General features: G+C 44.2%; 14 protein-coding genes. 3 read left to right on the forward strand and 11 right to left on the reverse strand.

Translation table 11 applies throughout. The features are described 5' to 3' along the window. Positions 1-126: 126 nt before the first annotated feature. From QUF19_RS17450 to QUF19_RS17475, 6 genes are all read right to left on the reverse strand, one after another. Positions 127-831 (reverse strand): ABC transporter ATP-binding protein, encoded by a 705-nt coding sequence (locus QUF19_RS17450; RefSeq protein ID WP_102312109.1) that lies wholly within the window; start codon positions 829-831, stop codon positions 127-129. Positions 832-856: 25 nt separating this feature from the next. After that, on the reverse strand, positions 857-2,140 hold the full coding sequence (locus QUF19_RS17455) for an ABC transporter permease (RefSeq protein WP_286301514.1): 1,284 nt from the start codon (positions 2,138-2,140) through the stop codon (positions 857-859). Positions 2,141-2,142: 2 nt separating this feature from the next. After that, entirely contained in the window at positions 2,143-3,357 is a 1,215-nt protein-coding gene (locus QUF19_RS17460) for an ABC transporter permease (protein ID WP_286301515.1), read from the reverse strand. Continuing rightward, positions 3,350-4,678, reverse strand: coding sequence for a TolC family protein (locus QUF19_RS17465; RefSeq protein ID WP_286301518.1), 1,329 nt, complete (start codon positions 4,676-4,678; stop codon positions 3,350-3,352). Before QUF19_RS17465 ends, QUF19_RS17460 begins: the two co-directional genes overlap by 8 nt. Next, positions 4,671-5,804 carry an efflux RND transporter periplasmic adaptor subunit gene (locus QUF19_RS17470; protein WP_286301520.1) on the reverse strand — a complete coding sequence of 378 codons (1,134 nt, stop codon included), beginning with the start codon at positions 5,802-5,804 and terminating at the stop codon, positions 4,671-4,673. The genes QUF19_RS17465 and QUF19_RS17470 overlap by 8 nt, the downstream gene beginning before the upstream one ends. A 186-nt stretch (positions 5,805-5,990) precedes the next feature. Further along, a complete protein-coding gene (locus QUF19_RS17475; RefSeq protein ID WP_286301523.1) occupies positions 5,991-6,584 on the reverse strand; it encodes a cysteine dioxygenase in 594 nt (197 codons plus the stop codon). Positions 6,585-6,959: 375 nt separating this feature from the next. On the opposite strand from QUF19_RS17475, the gene QUF19_RS17480 reads away from it, so the two are divergent. Next, positions 6,960-7,892: a LysR family transcriptional regulator gene (locus QUF19_RS17480; RefSeq protein ID WP_286301525.1), complete on the forward strand. Its 933-nt coding sequence runs from the start codon at positions 6,960-6,962 to the stop codon at positions 7,890-7,892. Next, complete coding sequence (gloA2, locus tag QUF19_RS17485) at positions 7,892-8,275, forward strand: SMU1112c/YaeR family gloxylase I-like metalloprotein (protein WP_286301527.1); 384 nt, start codon at positions 7,892-7,894, stop codon at positions 8,273-8,275. Before QUF19_RS17480 ends, gloA2 begins: the two co-directional genes overlap by 1 nt. Positions 8,276-8,388: 113 nt before the next feature. Here gloA2 and QUF19_RS17490 read toward each other — a convergent pair whose 3' ends face one another. From QUF19_RS17490 to QUF19_RS17505, 4 genes are all read right to left on the reverse strand, one after another. Continuing rightward, positions 8,389-9,900 carry a PepSY-associated TM helix domain-containing protein gene (locus tag QUF19_RS17490; protein WP_286301528.1) on the reverse strand — a complete coding sequence of 504 codons (1,512 nt, stop codon included), beginning with the start codon at positions 9,898-9,900 and terminating at the stop codon, positions 8,389-8,391. 105 nt (positions 9,901-10,005) lie between these two features. Then, positions 10,006-10,362, reverse strand: coding sequence for a hypothetical protein (locus QUF19_RS17495; protein WP_026084120.1), 357 nt, complete (start codon positions 10,360-10,362; stop codon positions 10,006-10,008). Positions 10,363-10,667: 305 nt separating this feature from the next. Then, complete coding sequence (locus QUF19_RS17500) at positions 10,668-11,063, reverse strand: cytochrome b562 (protein ID WP_004730193.1); 396 nt, start codon at positions 11,061-11,063, stop codon at positions 10,668-10,670. A 177-nt stretch (positions 11,064-11,240) separates the two neighbouring features. Next, a complete protein-coding gene (locus QUF19_RS17505; protein WP_286301537.1) occupies positions 11,241-11,987 on the reverse strand; it encodes a phosphatase in 747 nt (248 codons plus the stop codon). A gap of 267 nt (positions 11,988-12,254) precedes the next feature. Between QUF19_RS17505 and QUF19_RS17510 the strand changes: the two genes are divergently transcribed. Continuing rightward, a complete protein-coding gene (locus QUF19_RS17510) occupies positions 12,255-15,269 on the forward strand; it encodes an HD domain-containing phosphohydrolase (protein WP_286301539.1) in 3,015 nt (1,004 codons plus the stop codon). A 51-nt stretch (positions 15,270-15,320) separates the two neighbouring features. Here the strand turns inward: QUF19_RS17510 and QUF19_RS17515 are convergent, their stop codons facing one another. After that, positions 15,321-16,349, reverse strand: coding sequence for a DMT family transporter (locus tag QUF19_RS17515; protein ID WP_286301541.1), 1,029 nt, complete (start codon positions 16,347-16,349; stop codon positions 15,321-15,323). Positions 16,350-16,425: the final 76 nt, after the last annotated feature.

The raw sequence follows: 16,425 nt of genomic DNA on the forward strand, positions 1-16,425 counted from the left end.
CTTACCTAGCTTTTTTATCAGTGTAGTTCACTCAATATCGTCCGTACAAGATCAGTGTTAGACACTTAAGAAAAAAGCCACTTCGTGAGGAAGTGGCTCTAAGTGAAAGCTGCAAGGTTCTAGGTTCTAGGTTGAGCAATGTAACCCTTGGCGATCAGACAATACTTTACCGTCCTTGATCGTCACTATGCGCTTAGTTCGTTCAGCCAGCGAGTTATCGTGCGTCACGATAATCAATGTTCGGCCCTCAGCATGAAGCTGATTAAACAAAGCCTCTATCTCAGCGCCAGACTTGGAATCCAGAGCCCCTGTTGGCTCATCAGCTAATATAATCTGAGGGTCATTAACCAAAGCTCTAGCAATAGCGACACGCTGTTTCTGACCACCAGACAGTTGATTCGGTTTATGGTCAAGTCGATCGCCCAACCCTACTTGTTCAAGTAATGCCGCCGCACGCTTACGACGCTCTTTGGCTTTGATCCCTGAGTACACGAGAGGCAGAGCAACATTGTCCAATGCAGATGCATACTCAAGTAAATTAAAACTCTGGAATACAAAACCAATTTTTTGATTCCGAATACCTGCAAGATCATTAGCACTCAACGCAGCAACATTTTTTCCATCTAGCTGATACTCCCCTTCCGTCGGCTTATCAAGGCAACCAAGCATATTCATCAGCGTTGATTTACCGGATCCTGACGGGCCTAAAATAGACAAAAACTCTCCCTTCTCAATCGAGAGATCGACACCGTCTAATGCACGTATTTCAGTATCACCGTTTGAGTAGTGTTTACCGATATTTGAGAGTTCCACTAAGAATTTGTTAGACATGGTTTCTCCGCTGTCTTTGATCTCATCATTCACTTTGTAGTGCCTCCATCGGAGTCACTTTCGCCGCACGATTAGCCGGGAGCCAAGCCGCAGCGACACCAATAACCACCAGCGTCAAAACAACAATGGTGACAACCAACCATGAAAGTTCAGGAACAGGTTTACCAAGACGCTCATAAAACATATTGCCTTCAAGCTCTAACGAGCGAATCACAGCAATCAGTGTATAAGTAATCACTAAGCCCAATAAACCACCCATCATCATGGTCATCAATGACTGAACCAGATAATGCATGCGAATCATCCCTGGAGTAGCACCGACCGCCATTCTCACGCCAATATCTCTTGTGGAGCGTTTCACCGTTGCATACATCACGTTAGCAATACCTATACCCGCCACTGCCAAAGTGATAAAACCAATCACACCAAGGAACCCCTGCAGACCAACTAAGAATTGTTGCATCGTTTTTTGTTTGAGAAACATATCCTCAACCTGAACGACCTGCTCATCACTGACACTGGCACCATGTTTGCGCGCAATAACCTGACGAATCGTATCGGCAAGTTTGACTCTGTCGACACCATCATGAGGTTGAACGTTGATACCACTAATGTCACCGTTAATATTAAAACGCTGCCATGTAGAGAAAGGAACAAAGCTCGAATAATTGATGCTATCTCCCTGTTCAACCTTGGCACTGTTTTTCTCTAGTACACCAATCACCGTAAACTCTTGGCTGCCAATTTTTACTGTTTTCCCCACGGGATTGACCTCTAATTTGACAGTAGCAAACCAGCTAAAGCTTTCATTAGGGTTGAACAAATCGGCCGCTAAAAGGTAACCCAACACGATGACTTTGCGTTGTTGCTTTTGGTCTAGAGGATTAAACCAACGCCCTCCTGGACGTGTCTTGAAATTCGTCACCGACTGAAATTCAGTCGTTACCGCTAACGCTTTTTTCCAAGACCCTCGCTCCCCAACAGTAAGTGATTCATCCCACACAGCTGTCGGCACCGCAGCTTTGATGTTAGGCAGAGCCTCTACAACTTTCGTATCTTCTACTGTTAGTGTCAGCGGCTTGCCCTGATGAAAAGATCCATAATCAACCGTAGCCATCCCCTCTGATAGATAAATCAAATTACCATTGCCATTTTGTGCCGTTTTAAGCACGCCTTGCCTAATGCCTTCTCCCACCGATAGCATCGCTGAAATACACAAGGTTGCCCACGCAACAGCCAGAATCGTGAGCCCAAGTCGTAGCTTTTCTGCAGACATTTCCTGAAAGATTTGTCTCATCGGTAATAGCATGATTAAGCCCTCGCACTGAGTGCATCAACAGGAGTTAGACGAGACGCCCGTTTTGCAGGAAAGTAAGAGGCTAAGAACGCCAGAATCAGTGTCACCGTTAACGCCATTCCAATCGAGCTCAACGTGATAACCGGTGATCCAATCCATTCTGGTAACGCCATCGAGCCAAGCAAATAAACCGTACCAAAGGACGCCATTAATCCCACGATGGATCCTAAGGTAACTAAAATAAGCCCCTCAATAATAAACTGAGACATGATGGAACCCTGTGTTGCACCAATCGCCAGCCGAACACCAATTTCTCGAGTTCTTTCCGTAACAGAGAGAAACATGATATTAGCCACACCCAAAGCGCCAACCGCCATAGTCATAGCGCCACTGGTCGTCAGGAATATTTGAATACCACGAAAGATACCGGTAATCACGTCCCCACCCTCGCTAAAGTCAGGCAGATAGACCGCATCTTTATCCGTAGGGTCAAAGTGCATCTGTTTAGCAAAAAAATTAACAATATTACGTCTAAACGATGCGGAATCCATGGCTTCTACAGGCTTTAATAACAGTTGCCATGGCTTATCGTTCCAGAGATCAAGATAAGTAGTTTGGGGCACAAAAACTCGTCGACTCTCACCGAAAGAGATCCCTCCTTCATTATCGACCATCACACCTATTACGTAGAATGGAATACCGTTGATCTTAATATGATCGCCAATATCGACTCCGCCCATTTGAGCAATTCGATCACCTAATACAACCACTCGTGTGTGGTTTTCCATATCCGTCACCGAAATATTTCGTGAACCAGGCTGCAACTTATTTTGTGAGATAGGAAAATAAGAGGGAGCAACACCACTCACCAGACTCCCAATATTATGCCCTTGAGTGTTAGTCACGCTGGTATCCCATTTAAGGTAAACAGCAGACGCCTCTTTAACAAAACCAGCCTGCTGGAGCAGCTCAATTTTATCTTGTTCAAGATCTATTTCGCGCCTTGAGGGCAAGCCCTGCCAAGGTTTACTCGTACTAGAGGGAAATACAACCTGAGTGTCATTGACCAAAAATGAGAAAGACTTCGTTTGATAACGATAGAAGCCTTCCCCTAACGCCATTAAAACAACAACAGACAGCACGCCCCATGAAATTGCGATAATAGCCAAGGCACTTTTCATCCGATGCGCCAATAACGTTTGCCAAGTCTGAAGGAAAAGATTAACCATGGTGCAGCGCCTGAGATATCAGTGCCATCGCTTCATCATCTAATTTACCGGTTGTCTGTAGCAGGCCTATTCTCTGACGCCAATAATCATATAAGTTGGTCTGTAGAAGGAACCTAGAATCAAATAAGCTGTTATGTGCATTGATAACATCCGAGGCTTCTAGGAAACCCGCGTCGTATAACTTTTCTTTGCTACTCAACACCTCTGCGCGAGACGCTACAACATCATGCGCCATTAACACTCGTTCCCAGTTGAGTTTCACTTGAGTAAAGTTCTGATCAATTCGCTTCTTGATGTCTATTTCAACCTTTCGTAAATCCTGCTTAGTCGTCAACAAGTTAAGCGAAGTTTGGTCCACTTTGGCGCGTGTTGAACCATTTAAATCAATAGGAACACTAAGAGTTAAACCCGCGTTGAATTCACCGTTGTCCAACCGATCACTGTCGTTATAGCCCACTTGCCCTTTAACTGTCGGGTAATAACCTCCTTGGGCAGACTTTTTGTCTAGCTCGCGCGCTTCAACGTCTTTTATGGCAACCAATAATTCAGGGCTATTATTTCTCGCTAGCTTGAGCCATTGCTGCTGAGAAGCCACCAGCATAGGAGGCTCAACCAAGTTCTCAGTACGAATTTGATCGACCGAATCAGGAGCTTGGTTTATCAGCGCTTCCAGCTCTGACTTTTTACTTTCTAACTCTGCCTTTGCTCGCAGAATATTGGCTTTGTCAGACAACTGATTAGCACGCATCTCTTCCACATCAATCGATTTCACTTTGCCTGCTAGATAGCGTTTTTCGAAGATTTTTAGCAGCTTGTTGCCTTCCTCTAACTTACTGTTGGTAAGCTGTAAGTTACCTTGAGCGCTGCCTATATCGAGATAAACCAGAAGTAACTTAGCCGCCAAATCATTATGTGCTTGAGCCAATTCCAGCTGGGATTTCAGATAATCTGATTGTGCTTTATCTAATTCAGACCACAGGCTACTATCCCAAATAACCTGAGACAGCTCTGCACCATACCGATTTGAACTACTGCGGTCTTCGCTCCAGTCTGCTGAAGCGCTCGCGCTTAAAGCGGGTAATAAAGAGCTGCGACTTAAATCCACCGAACTCTCACCGAGTTGAACACCAATTCGGGCTTTCTCATAATCAGGATCCGTCTGTTTGGCTTGCTGCCATGCTTGTTCTATAGAAATGGCATATGAAGGGCAACTGAGCACTGTCGCTAATAGCAAGCTACCGATACTCAACAGGGCCGATTTACGAGTTGACTGAGGTTTGTCTAATCGTTGTGAACAACTAAACAGCGCTGGCTTAACCATGTACTGCCCCCATCATACTGTTATCGATGACGGCTTCGTTTAACTCCACACCTTCAATGACTTCGACATTGATGCCATCTGATAGACCCAGTTTTACCGCTTGTTTGTGGAAGCCTTGTTCTGAGTTGTCTGGGATTAATACGTTAGGGCTATCGCCTTCAAATTGCAGTGCGCGCTCTGGTAGAGTGAGTACATTTTCTGATTTGACTAGAATTATCTGAGCCGATGATGAAAAACCTGAACGTAACCGGACGTCTTGCGGTATTTTGAGATCGCCAACTTCGACTTCAAAACCGTTATCAAAACTTTTGCCCGAACTACTATCAGCTGTCGAGTTAAGACTTTCAGACTGAATCGCAATCTTAGTCAGTACCCCTTCTATTTCGATACTTGGATAAGGTGCAACGGTCAGTGTTACTGGCATCCCCGGAGTAAGTTGTGCGGCATCATGCTCACTAACACTGCCCTTAAAAATCAGGCTGTTCATATCGGCCAATGACATCATTTCTGTTGCCGCTTGGCTCGATTCAGTAGAAATAATCGGTTCTCCTACCTCGACTTTTCGATTCAACACCGTACCGTCTATCGGAGCGTAAATGGTTGAGGTTAGGCGAGAGTTACCAATTGTTGACTCCCCGCTTTGAATCAACTCAAGGTTCTGACGTTTTTGCATAACGTCAGCCTGTGCTGATTTCACATTGGAACGTGCAGTCACATATTCGTCGTAGTTCTTAGGAATGATTTCTTGTTCAACTAAACTCTGCAAATTAGCGAGTTGTTGTTTTGCTGACTCAATGTTCGCCTCACTTCGCATCAATTCAGTCGAGGCATCGGTCAACGCTTTCGGGGTAGGGTTAGGTCGAACCTTAATAAGCGGTTGACCCTGCGTTACGTACTCACCAACACCGGCATAGATTTCACCAACGATCCCATCGATTTGAGATTTGATAGACACAGAGTGAGCGGGAACGATATACCCAACCGCAACCGCCTGCTTTTCGATCGTCCCCGTGGCAACCGTCAGGGTTGGAAATGCTTCAGGAGGCGTTGAAGTTTGAAAATAGAAGTACACACCTCCACCCAACAGCGTGGCACATGCCACAGACACTAACCCACGTTTAGTCATAATTTATTCCAGCTCATTATTTTATATTTGTGAGCCCTATGACTACCATGGATATGCTAAGTTCATAAATAATATAAAATTTTATAATGCATGACGTTAAAGCAAGATTAGACGACAGACTTTCTACACCTCGTTTTAACCTTATCATGGCCATTTAAGTAGAAAGTTGTCTCCGTTTAACGCACTTTAAATCTCGTAGGCCCAGCACTCTTGTTGTATATCGAGCAGTTCCGACTTGCCGTTCTCTAGCTGATAGAGGTGGAATTGGCTCAAAGGGGGAGAATACACGTGCAACGTAATGAGCGGCTCATCGCCAGCCTGTAGATTCGATATCTGATGGATATCATTATCTTTACTTACGGTCACACTGCCCTCTTGGAAATGGGTCGACTGAGAAGCAAAAATATGGCCATTGGCCGCTGTTTCAAACAAGGTTTCCGTTGCTTGCCCATGTAGAACCTTTACGCCACAAGACGTATTCAAATGATCGTGTATTTTACTTCTTTGCCCGTTAAGCCAGCTCAAAATTAAAACTTCACAATGATCGTTTTTGAAAAGCCTTTGTCGGCAGTATGTTTCTTTATCGAAACTTGCCAACGACTTGATCTCTTCTTTACTCAGCTCGATGTTATCCAATATGAACCGAATAGACGCCAGAGACATGGGTTTATTTGCCAGCTGTATTTGGTCCATAAACTCTTGGAAATTAAGCTCGTAATCGTTATTAATTAACGCGGCTAACGCGGGAGAGTGCGTTGGGGTGATATCAGTACGTTGCACAATACTTACCTCTGACTATGCTTTCGCTCTTCCGAACTCGAAGTTAAAAGTTCTCTTCGAACGATGAAAATATAGCTGATTCGATTCAGCATAAGTTGGGAGGATACTAACACCGTTTAATTGAAATTTAACAAGCAATCACAAGTATTTACATTCATATAACAAAAGCATCTAACAACCAATTTGAAGCAACGGAATCGCCATATTGACTTGAGATGTGAATAACTGAGTAATATGAAATAGGAATAACAGAAGAACGGCTTCCATCACGACTACTATTGCGCGTATCAATTAATGAAATTGATTCACAAATCAGAAAAGATCACTCACAATCAAGGTTATGGCCACCGTTGAAATCAGTCTAACTGGATACTTATGATTAACCCAAAACTCATCGCCCTACTTCCCGATCTCGCCTCGTTTATCTTAGTTGTGAATGAAGGTAGCTTTACCGCTGCAGCAAAGCAGCTAGGCGTGACACCTTCAGCGTTGAGTAAATTGATCACACGTTTAGAAAAAGCGCTCTCAGTAAAGCTATTTGAACGTACCACTCGTACATTGATCATCACGCAGGCCGGTCAGTTGGTATATGACCAAAGCGTGGTTATGATTAATGCGGCGCAACAAGCGGTTGAGCTGTCTACCTCTGACCATACTGAACCTGCAGGCTCTATAACAGTAGCGGCACCAGAAGCCTTCTTGAACTCGGTATTACAGCCTTTCGTTGTTCCATTCTTAAATCAGTACCCAGAGATTCAACTCAAGCTAAGGGCGGCTGATGGCGACATCGACATATTGCGCCAAGGCATCGACATTGCGTTTCGCCTTACCGATAAGCCAGACGAGAGTTTAGTTTTAAGAGAACTCGGAAAAACGAACCTCGTGTTATGTGCGAGCCCCGACTATCTAGATGCCAAAGGAATTCCTCACCACCCTACCGAGCTTTCTGAGCACGACTGCTTATACCTTGCAGAAACAGATAAAGACCACATTTGGGACTTCCTTAAAGATGATGAGTTTTACACAGTTCCCGTTAGCGGACGTTACGCTGTGAACCACTCTCAGATGCGATTGAAAGGCGTTAAAGAAGGGCTTGGTGTGGGTATTTTCCATGACTTCGTGATTCAAGATGCATTAGCTGAAGGCTCTGTAGTTCAAGTATTGGAAGATTGGACCATCAAGAGTAATTACCATGGCGCTATCGCGATGCAGTTTGCTCAAACCAAGTACATGCCAGCTCGACTGCGTGTATTCATTGATTACGCGATGGAGCACTTGGGTGACAAATTGGCAGGAGAAATAAACTGATGCTGAAAGGAATACACCACGCCGCCATTATTTGCTCAGACTACGAAGTTTCTAAACGCTTTTATACGGAAGTTTTAAAGCTTGAGGTGATTGCTGAGAATTATCGTGAAGCGCGCCAGTCGTATAAGCTCGACTTAGCACTGCCTAATGGCACTCAAATAGAATTATTCAGCTTCCCTAACGCACCTGAAAGACCAAGCTTTCCAGAAGCTCAAGGGCTGAGGCATTTGGCTTTTTGTGTTGATGACGTTCAACATGTCAAAAGTTATCTAGAAGAACAAGGCATTGAAGTCGAACCGATTCGAGTTGATGAGTTTACGGGAAAATCATTTACGTTTTTCGCAGACCCAGACGGCCTGCCGCTTGAGCTTTATCAGATCTAAAGCTTTATCAAATCTAGAGCTGTATCAAGTCTAAAGTCTTCCTTACAAAAGAAGCACTCGCCTGATTAATAAAACGGACCTTCTCAAATCGAGAAAGTCCGTTTGCATGTCAACTAACTCAATGCCGTCTTGAATCTCTCAACGCGTGAAAACAGCAACCAATCCAATAGCATTGCAGTCACAATCGTCGCACCCGCGAGTGGAAACAGTACCGAAATGACAACCACTGTCACTAAGCCTGCTTTCCATAAGCCTGCATCACCAAACTTCGGTGGCGTTCCCAACTTTCTTTGACCTGAAGGTCTGCGCATCCACCACATGACTCCGCCAGTCACCGACACCACAATGAATGCCAAACAGAACAACGCGTTTAAAAGCTTGTTGATGATGCTGATGTCACCTTGGTGCAGAGAGATACCAACGGCTAAAGTTTTGGCGAATAAATTGTAATCTTGCCACGTCACCTCTCCTAGAATGCGTCCAGAATATTGGTCGAGGTGAGTTGTGCGATCTTGGGTTGGGTCGATGATGTCGCCTCCCATAGTATTCGCGGCCACGGTGTAAACACCCGACTCTGAACGTGGGAAATTGATTTTATACTGCGTAAAACCAAGTGATTGAGCTTTTGCTATCACACCATCAATAGAGAAATTACTCGCAGATAATACATGCTGAGAATGATCCTCACCCATCTTAGAATGATCATGAGGCTCAGTCGCCTCTTCTGTGTGATGTACATGTTCGGCTGGCTTATCTTGAGACAAAGGCAGTGGTGTTTGCTCTAGGTTCCAAGGCATTTCCTCTTCAGAGCCGTGATTTAAAGAAGCATGCGTTTCGTTAGAAAGAGGAATGTCGTCCCACATTTGATCAGGAAACGTACTCCATGCTTGCACTAACTTACCGCCCCAAAAACCTGTCCATGATAATCCAGAGAGAATAAACAACAGAAGAATGAATGACAGTGTCCCACCGATGTTCGCATGCAAATCACGTATTAATACACGTGTTCCTGAAGCAAATCTAAGCTTAAGAAAGCCAGCGCGGCTCGCGTTATCTCGAGGAAGCCATAAATAGATTCCACTCACTAACAGAAGGATCGACAAGCTGATTGCAATCTCAATCAGGTAATCACCCCAATCGCCAATCAGTAATGTTCCATGAATATCATTCGCGAGCTGATAAAGGCTGTCGCTGCGCGGGATTTCTCCTACCACTTCGCCCGTGTATTGATTCACCGTGGCGAAAACAGACGTTCCGTCTTCAAGTGCTACCGAAAAGCGGTTGGCCAGATCAGGCGCTTTACTCGGTACAAATTGTGTCACCGAACCTTGTGGGTATTGATTTTGTACGGCAGCTAATTGTTGCGACACCTTAATCGGTTCGCCCGATGCAACAATCTCAATCGCATCGTGATGGAAAGCGAGTTCGATTTCATCATCAAACAGCATCACCAAGCCTGTAATGCTTAGCATTAACATAAACGGGATAACAAATAGCCCAGCATAGAAGTGCCAGCGCCAAGTGAGGAAGTAGAGGGTTTTATTGCGGTCTTTCGTTTTTACACTGCTTTTAGACTGCGAATTAGCTTGTGCTTTCGCAGTATCTTGAGATTCATTTCTCAACATTATTATTTCCTTTGACACACGCAAACATACCTTCTGAAAAACCAGAAAGTAATCTGAGCATGGTTAACTTTACTTAATACTTTATTTTTTAATTATTTTAGTGGGTTAGATATAAGCAAGATCAAAGGGAGGGCCACGTGGGGCTTGCCTCGTGTAGCGTTCGCTTAGAGCCAAAAAAGCGTAGCTGTCTGAGACAATAGAACTCAGTCGAGTTGTCAGTAGTGTAGTTGGAAGTTCGTCTTGGTGAAACGTGGAAAAATGGCTAAAGGGACACGGCTTACCTTTGTGGGTATTGGGTTCGCCTTCTTCAATTTGAACCAGTTCAAAGCCGTTGACCGTACATAACGACGCCCATACTCCCGCACTATTACCATGAGCATTGATAACAGGCATTAATGTCACTAGCACCCAGCTTAATGCTGTAGCAAGTAACATGGAGAAGTTGAACGAGGTTCGGCGCATTATTCCTAATCTTTATAAATTTCCCTTATTATGAGGCACTTGCTATATAGGTAAACGTAAAGATTAACATCAGGTTAAAAAATTGAAGCTAACGCACACTCTTTTTAGTTAAAAACTGGTTACAACGAAAGAGGCCAGAAAATGTGGCGAAACTCGACATAACAAACTGTTTTTAAAAAGACAATAAAAAACGCCGCCTTACACCTTCCTATAAAGAGGGTAATGTAAGGCAGCGTTTTAGAAATCGAATCTTGAGGTTTACTCTTTGTTACGTATCTAGCAAGCAAACTCTATTGATTAGCAGGTTAACCGAAGATCTTGCTCCAAATGCTTGGATTACGCTTCTCGTGATACTCTTCACGAAGGCCATCTATAGTACGAAGCTCTTGCTGTGCTGATTCAAATTCACCTTGGTCTAGCTTCTTCTCAATGCTATCAATCGATGCACTGATCTTTTTGAAACCTTCCATGAAGTGTTCTTCTTTCTCAATTGGGTAAACACCCGTTTTGAGCTCAGCAACTAGCGTGTCGATACGTACGATAGGCTTTTGCATCTCTTCAATGTTTTGAGCTTCTGCCGCTTGTTTGAACGCAAGCTTCATTTCTTGCATGTTTTTTTTAAGGTCAACATTAGCAAAAGCGTTGCCAGACAATAGCGAAGCAGCGATTAAGCCAGATAAAAGGATTGAGCGAGTTTTCATTGTTTCTCCAGGTGAAGCGATGTCTTTGAAGATAGCGCCATCGTTATTGCGGCACTTCGACTTTATTATTTTCGGCTAGTGTATACAAAAATCCGCCAGGCACAAAAATTGATTGTGTCGAAATGCAAACTGGCTAGCTAATCAACTATTAAAAATTAAACAACACCGGGCAAACCATTACTCAAATGCCGAAAACTCGGCGATAGATTGGCGACCACGTAATGCCAAAAAGGCTAGGAATTGCTTTGGCGAATGGGTAATAACCTTGCTCGAATCTACGCCCACTTCATCAAGTAATGAAGACACGAGATCCAACCCGCCTACATCTACGCAAAAATGCGCGTCGCTTCCTGTGGTAATAAATGCCCCTTTCGCTTTGGCAATTCTTGCAATCTCGTAACAGCGATCAACACTGCCAACGCGGCTATTGCCTTTAAGCGTGGTGTTATTAATTTCGATTGCTACGTTATGTTCTGCCGCGCATTGAATCACAGCTTCAAAATCGAAATCAAAATTAGGATTCCCTAAGTGACCAAGTGCGTCAATGCGACCACCTTTAATCACATTCAACAACGCTTCTGTGTGAGTGGCAACATCCGATGGGCGAAAAACGGGCTCATGAAAACTCGCGATCACCCAATCTAGGTTCTTATCGACACTCGGATGAATATCAATTTCGCCCTGTGTGTTCATGATGTTGGACTCGACACCACGAATAATCGCGACATCTTCAATAAAACGAGGAAGCACACGCTGGTTACTGAAAAACCAATAGTGTGGCGCGCCCGGCATAGACTCGGAATGGTCAGTAGTACAAAACATAGCTAAACCGTTTTGTTTTGCCGATTTCGCGTTTTCGATCAGCGTGCTGTATGCATGACCACTTGCGTATGTGTGGGTGTGAGTGTCTACTTTAAGTTCCATGAATCAATGCCCTCATAGCTTGGTCTTTAAACGTTTTTCAAAAAGGTATCCCTGAACCACTTTTTGAAAAGGAGTGCCTCGTGGCAACAATTTAACCAGTTTATCAGCTGAAAGTGACAAATAGCACTTAAAGATAAGGCTTTATTGTTATTTCACTTAGTCACAGTAAAGCACTGCGTATCCAAACCAACCTCTTAATTGCACCAATTTTTTGCAACCTACCCAAGTTCGTCAATACTTATACCAGTTAACAAGCTGGAGTGTTTGATGAGACGAAGACGATATCCGCTGAGTATCCACATCACTAGCCTTTTCCTGATTTTGACAACACTTGTTGGTGCCGTACTTATCTCAATAAGCTACCGCCATTCGCAAGAGTTGTTGTTAGGCACAGTGCGCGAAATCAGTAATGAACATCGCGACAAACTGGAATCAGTGTTTAAGCAAGCCATCGCGCCCGTTATCACAACCTTGAATGTGATGGCTGTAAGCCCGTTTGTGTCTCATCAAACTTCGTCTACTGAGCAGGAATCTTGGATTGCCTCGATAGACATCATATTCAAACAAAATACCAATTTAGTCGCGCTGTTTTACGGATCTGATGATGGAGAGTTTAGGATTTTCCGCCCACTGAGCACCAACAAACAAAGACTTGAAAACAACGCACCAGCCAAAGCCACGATGATGGTCAGCACGATCAACCTCAAAGGCGAGAACCTTATCTCTTATCTTGATGGCGCACATAAGGTATTGAGCATCGTGCAACAAGAGAGTGAGTTTGACCCTACCACCCGACCTTGGTTCCGCAACGCTAAACCCGATGGAACAATAAAACTCTCTGAGCCTTATCTGTTTTACTTTCTTAAGAAGAACGGCATCACCCTTTCAAGGCGAACTTACGAGGGTAATCATGTGGTTGGCGCTGATTTCACTTTGGACTCTTTATCCTCTCAAATAAGCCAACTCGCCTATTCACCACAGAGTCGCTTGGCTTTGTTTGACCAACATTTCAACCTGTTAGGCCAACACCAACTTGACCTAGCAATACCCAACTTAAGCCCCATAGGTGATAACAACCGCACCAATAGCAACGTAGAGGACAATAAAAGATCCGGTAGCGAACAAAGCCAGCAACTATTCAACATCCCTAAACGTGATCAAATGGCCGCCTTAAAGTCGTCTGTTCTAGCCCCTCTTATTTCTGATGAAGAGAAATTCAACCTCAATTTAAAGAACATCGAGTACAACCTAAACACTTGGGCATTAACATTAACGCCCGTCCAGCTGACACAAGACGTCACCCTTTATTTGGCCGAAGCGACGCCACACAATGATCTGCTTTCTGATCTAATCTCGATGCGTGATAAACAAGTTGCCGTAGCGATTGGTATGTTGTTTATCTGTTTCGGTATCGTGTGGTTGGTCGCTAATCGCCTTTCTCAGCCACTCAATACACTCATGCAGCTGACTGACAACATTGCTCGATTTGATTTCAGAAGAACCCATTACCCTAAGAGCATGATCAAAGAAGTGGCCAACCTCGCCCACTCCATTGAGCTGATGGAGCACACACTTCATGATCTGATTAATTTACTGCGAGACACAGCGGGTAATCAGGAGTTTTCGATATTAGCCAAGAACATTGCCCATCAAAGCTATCTAATTACCAAGGCTGAAACCATCGTGCTGTTTACTCAGTCCGAAGAAAAGGATGTGTTTGATACGGCAGCCAACCTCGCCATTCTTCCCTTCAAGGCCGACATCAATGACTTCATCAAGCATACCCCTTGGTTGCTGTGTCAGCTTAAATCGGGTGAGACCATTCACCTCAACCGAGAGGATAATGTTCTTAACTATTATCAAGATTCTATCTTCAATTCAGACCTGTATCTTTTTCCTTTATTGAATCGTGAAAAGTTGTTGGTGGGCATTGTTGTGATTGGCTATGAAAGACCGATCACCAAGATACAGGCAGATAAACACGCCTTTTTAAGAGAGCTATTAAGCTTTGCCGAAATAGCTAAAGACAACATTGACCAAATGCAGCAACAGAAAGACATGCTGAATGCCTTCATCGAATTGATCGCCTCTGCGATTGATACCAAATCGCCTTACACGGGCGGACATTGCCAACGCGTCCCAGAACTCACTAAGTGGCTAACTCAAGCGACCATTGATGATGACCGTTACTACCCTCAGTTCTCACTCGATAACAAACAATGGGAAGAGCTGATGTTAGCCGCTTGGCTGCACGATTGTGGCAAAGTGACGACACCAGAATATGTGGTAGATAAGGCAACAAAATTAGAAACGATATATGACCGAATCCACGAAGTACGCATGCGTTTTGAATTATTAAAGCAACAAGCTGAAACCGATTATTGGAAAGCCATGGCGAACGGTGCGCTCCAAGAAGAGCAACTTAAAATACTCGAACAAAGTTTGTCTGAATTGGATGAAGAGTTTGCCTTCGTTGCACAGTGCAACCTTGGCGGGGAGTCGATGACGGACGAGCAATTAGAACGCTTAGACCAAATTGCCAAGCGTCAGTGGAAACGAACACTCGACGATCAGCTAGGGTTATCTTGGTCTGAAAAAGAGAGGTTTAATGCACAACAAAGCACAACTGAGAAGAATGAAGCTGAGCCAGCAAGCAAAGACCAAACACTACCGGTGATGGAGCCACTGCTTGCTGATAAACCGGAACATAAAATACCGTGGGATAATGGCTTTAACCCAGCAGATGTGTGGCAAGAAGCGTTTGTACTCAAACCCGGTGAAGTAAAATACAACCAGGGCGAACTGCACAATTTGAAAGTTCGTCGTGGCACCTTAAACGACGAAGAACGCTTTATGATCAACGACCATATCATTCAAACCTTCACTATGCTCAATAAGCTCCCTTACCCCTCTTATCTCAAGAACATTCCTGATATTGCCAGCGGACATCATGAGCGCATTGATGGTAAGGGCTACCCGAGAGGCTTAAACGAAGACCAATTGCCTCTGCCTTCTAGAGCGATGGCGATCGCTGATGTATTTGAAGCGCTCACCTCCAGTGACCGCCCTTATAAGAAAGGCAAACTATTAAGCGAATCACTAAATATCATGACCGATATGGCTACCAGCGGTCATATCGATCCAAAATTGTATCTACTGTTCTTAGAAAACAAAATCTATGACAAATACGCGGAGCGATTCCTTGAAGCTAACCAACGCTGCGAAATCGATCAGAACAAGCATATCGAACGAGTAAAAGAGTACATACGTTCGTTGTTCTAGATTCTAACCTCTAACCTCTAACCTCTAACCTCTAACCTCTAACCTCTAGGCTCAGTGTTTAGCGGCAGACTCCAACACCGCAATGTCCGCTACAGTCGCTACAGTCACTGTGGTTCTAGATGTTTGCTTGGCTTTCGCTTTGCTGTGCCTTTTAGCCAATAGCGTATTGCTAATACTCGCCACTACAATGAGGTTAATGCCAATCATCTGCTGAGTTGAAAACACATCATCAAAGAACAAGCTCTGCCATAACGCACTGAACAGCATGTTAGTAAAAATTAAGGGAGCTAATTGAGAACCGCTGTCTACCAACTTATACGCTTTCGAGCGGAAGATTTGCGTGTTAATGGTAAATAGAGCCAATCCAAAAGCGCCAAGCCCAATCCAACGCAACTCATCAAAAGATAGCAGAGCCGACAAGGTTCCATTGTCCGCAGCACTCTCAAGCACATCAGGAGCAGCAGATACTGAAGTAAACACAACCATTGGTATCACAATGATTGCCGCGACCAAGAACGTCCACGCGTTAAGCTCTGCGGGTGTCAGGCTCGTCTTCGAGGCTCGGTACAAACTCACTTGTGAGCCAGAGTTAAACATGCCTGCCAATAAACCCAGCAACAGCGCTGGCCTAAAGAATTCTGAGCCAAACTCAAACTGCGACCAATCCCCAGCCATCATCACGACGCCAACAAAGGTTATAGCCAAACAAACGATGGTCGTTGTATGAATCTTAGTTCCAAACATTAATTTTTCTAACAACGGAATAAACAGCGGGCCCGTGCTGAATAAGACCACACTTTCCACCAACGTTAAGGTTTGTAGTGAAGTCAAGAAACACCACTGGCATGCCACCATAAAAATCGCACGCATCACCAAAGGCTTCCACATATCGAGTGAAGGTTTCGTGATCTTATAAAACATCAAGAATAGGAATAAAAACAGACTGGGTAAGAAAAAACGCACAAAGCTCAATAGTGAAATGGGCATCGTTTCAGATAGATATTTGGCCATCAAGCCACTTAAAGACAAACTGAACGTCGACAACAACATGAAAGTCGTCGCCTTGGTAATATCAGACATAATTATCACCTCCTATGACACCTATTTTAGAAGCGTGACGTGATGAAAAATAGCGAGTAATATTAACCATAACTGT

This window comes from Vibrio sp. FE10 (assembly GCF_030297155.1).
Taxonomy (GTDB): Bacteria; Pseudomonadota; Gammaproteobacteria; order Enterobacterales; family Vibrionaceae; genus Vibrio; species Vibrio apostichopi.